Here is a 3107-nt window from a genome sequence, read left to right on the forward strand (position 1 = left end):
AGGATTTCACGCATCGCTGCGCTGGAAAAAAGCGGGCTCATCAGCGCGGAGGGCAGCAATGGGCTCGACATGAGGCGAAATCCGGCAGGCTTTGAGTGGGCGCTCACACTATGCGGCTGACGCAGGCCCGCCAAGCCACCCCTGTGTCGCGCCCGCTTGCTTCATCGGATGAAAATCGGCGATACCGCCCGCCATGTTCGATCTGACGCTCTCCTTCGACAATGGACCGGAGCCGGCGGTAACGCCGTATGTCCTCGATGAGCTGGCGCGCCGCCGGATCAAGACCACGTTTTTCGTCATCGGGCAGAAACTCGAGCAGCCCGAATGCCGGCGCCTCGCCGAACGCGCGCATGAAGAGGGCCACTGGATCGGCAATCATTCCTGGACGCATTCGGTGCCGCTCGGACAGCAGCAGGGCGCCGATGTCGCCGAGCGCGAGATCGGGCGGACCCAGGAGGCGATGCAGGGGCTCATCCATCCGCATCGCTATTTCCGTCCGTTCGGCGGCGGCGGCAATCTCGACCGGCGGCTGATGTCGGACCCGGTCGTCGAATATCTGCGGCGCGGCCGCTATACATGCGTATTGTGGAATTCGATCCCCCGCGACTGGGCCGATCCGGACGGCTGGGTCGATCGCGCGATGGCGCATTGCCGTGCGCAAGCCTCGACACCGCACAACTGGACGCTGATGGTCCTGCACGACCTGCCGACCGGGGCGATGGCGCATCTGCCGCGCTTTCTTGATATGGTGGGCGAAGCGGGCGGCCGGATTCGTCAGGATTTTCCGCCCGCCTGCATGCCGATCGTCGACGGCGAAATTGTGCGTCCGATCGATGATTATGTGGCCGCAGCCTGATCGTTAGCTTTCTCAAGTGAAATGGAGTGACCGCCTATGGCGATGACAATGACCGGTGAGATTCCGCTTGAAGCCAAGCGCGAGGTGGTCTGGGCAAAGCTGAACGATCCCGAAGTGCTGAAAGCCTGCATTCCGGGATGCGAAGAGCTGAATGTCGTCGGTGAGAACGAGTTCGAGGCGGTCGCGGTCAACAAGATTGGACCGGTCAAGGCGAAGTTCAAAGGCAAGGTGCAGCTGACCGACATCGATGCCCCGAACGGCTACAAGATTTCCGGTCAGGGTGATGGCGGCATTGCCGGCTTCGCCAAGGGCGGCGCGACCGTGAGCCTCTCCGACACCGACAACGGCGGCACGCTCCTGAAATACGATGTCGAGGCGCAGATCGGCGGCAAGCTGGCGCAGCTCGGCCAGCGCCTGATCAATGGCGCGGCGAAGAAGATGGCGGACGATTTCTTTGCGCGCTTCGCCGAAGCCGTGAAGGCCGGCTGAAGCGAGGAGCAAGCCCACATGGCCGACAAGGTCGCAATCGTCACCGCTGGTGGCTCCGGGATGGGCGCCGCCGCCGCGCGCCGGCTCGCGTCCGACGGTTTCAAGGTCGCGATCCTGTCCTCGTCCGGCAAGGGCGAAGCGTTGGCCAGGGAACTCGGCGGCATCGGCATCACCGGCTCCAACCAGTCGAACGACGACATCAAGCGGCTGGTCGATGCGACCATGGACAAATGGGGCCGGGTCGATGCGCTGGTGAACAGCGCCGGCCATGGGCCGCGTGCGCCCATCCTCGAGATCACTGACGAACAATGGCGCACAGGGCTCGATGTGTATTTCCTGAGTGCCGTGCGTCCGACGCGTCTCGTCGCGCCGATCATGGTGGCGCAGAAGGGCGGGGCGATCGTCAATATCTCGACCGCCTGGGCGTTCGAGCCGAGCGCGATGTTCCCGACCTCGGCGGTGGCCCGTGCGGGGCTCGCGGCTTACACGAAGATCTTCGCCGACACCTATGCCGCCGACAATGTGCGCATGAACAATGTGCTGCCGGGATGGATCGACAGTCTGCCGGCGACGGAGGAGCGACGGCAGGCCGTGCCGATGGCGCGCTATGGCACGGCGGAGGAGATCGCGGCGACCATCGCGTTCCTCGTATCCGAGGGCGCGGGCTACATCACCGGCCAGAATATTCGTGTCGATGGCGGCTTGATGCGGTCGGTCTGACCGCGGTCATCGCTCGCTGCCGCGGCGACGACGTCTTGCCGACGAAGGCGTCCGATCTCGATCAGAGGCGCGAGTTCGTCTCGCGCGGCTGGCCGATATTGCGGCGCCAGACTTCCGCGAGCGAACGGCCGGCGCGCGGCGGTTCGGGACTGTAGGCTGTCACCAGCGTCGTCAGATCGGAGCCGCCCTTCAGGAGATCCGCCGCCTGTTGGAGAATCGCCCTGCGAATGTCGCGGTTCAGCGGGATCGTGACATGGGTGACGATGGAGTTCGTGACCTTGCCGGCGCTCAGATTGTAGGAGCCGGGTATCCGCGGATAGGTCAGGGTGTGGATGTTGATGCAGTTCTCGACCGGGCAGCGATACACGTCGCCCCATACGGTCGCGGCGTCGAGCGTGATGATCAGCGGGTGGAACTTCGCTTCCTCGACCATCTTCTTGCCGAACATGTAGGCGCGCGCGCCTCCGGCGGAATGTCCGACAATCAGCACCGGCTCTTCGTTGCGGCTGAAAATCCCAAGATGATTGTCGATCACGACGCGCCAGCCCTGCTGACGCAAGTCGCTGGCGAGCGCTGCAAGCGGGGTCAGGATTCCAGGCTGGTATTGCGCAAGCCCGTTAAAGAGGAGCGCGGTCGGCTTGACGACGACGGATTGAGCGGCGGCAGGGGTCGCGATCAACGCCGCGGCAAGGGCGAGTGCGAATTTCATGTACGCTTTACTCGTTACGCAATGCGGTTGGTTTAAGGCGAAGCCGTAAACCCAAAATTACCTACGACACGTTTGGCTAATATCGGCCTAACGCACACTCCACCCGTAGATACCGGTCGTGTGCTTCGGACCGGCGATCCGGATTTTTTGGTGAAGGAATTGCGGCAGCGGCGCGGTTATGCCCAACTTTGAGGGAGAACTAAAGTGCGCTCGCGATCCGTCCCGGACTCATTCAGCGCGTGTGTTGCACGAGCGCCGCATCCGGTCCGGCGGCCCGGACGCCCTTTTCGGCCACGCGCCGCTTGACGCGGTTCCGACGCCTGTTAAGACTTG

Annotated in this window: 4 protein-coding genes; 3 read left to right on the forward strand and 1 reads right to left on the reverse strand. The window is 63.6% G+C overall.

Translation table 11 applies throughout. The features are described from left to right. The first annotated feature begins 193 nt into the window (after positions 1 to 193). Genes VN004_RS20405 through VN004_RS20415 form a run of 3 tightly spaced genes read left to right on the forward strand, consistent with a single transcriptional unit; the run spans position 194 to position 2065 of the window. Complete coding sequence (locus tag VN004_RS20405; protein ID WP_325614009.1) at positions 194 to 856, forward strand: polysaccharide deacetylase family protein; 663 nt, start codon at positions 194 to 196, stop codon at positions 854 to 856. A gap of 36 nt (positions 857 to 892) precedes the next feature. After that, positions 893 to 1345 (forward strand): carbon monoxide dehydrogenase subunit G, encoded by a 453-nt coding sequence (locus VN004_RS20410; RefSeq protein WP_325614010.1) that lies wholly within the window; start codon positions 893 to 895, stop codon positions 1343 to 1345. An 18-nt stretch (positions 1346 to 1363) separates the two neighbouring features. Next, on the forward strand, positions 1364 to 2065 hold the full coding sequence (locus tag VN004_RS20415; protein WP_325614011.1) for an SDR family oxidoreductase: 702 nt from the start codon (positions 1364 to 1366) through the stop codon (positions 2063 to 2065). 61 nt (positions 2066 to 2126) lie between these two features. Here the strand turns inward: VN004_RS20415 and VN004_RS20420 are convergent, their stop codons facing one another. Next, on the reverse strand, positions 2127 to 2774 hold the full coding sequence (locus tag VN004_RS20420; protein WP_325614012.1) for a hypothetical protein: 648 nt from the start codon (positions 2772 to 2774) through the stop codon (positions 2127 to 2129). Positions 2775 to 3107: the final 333 nt, after the last annotated feature.

It is taken from the genome of Pseudorhodoplanes sp. (assembly GCF_035565855.1).
Lineage (GTDB): Bacteria > Pseudomonadota > Alphaproteobacteria > Rhizobiales > Xanthobacteraceae > Pseudorhodoplanes.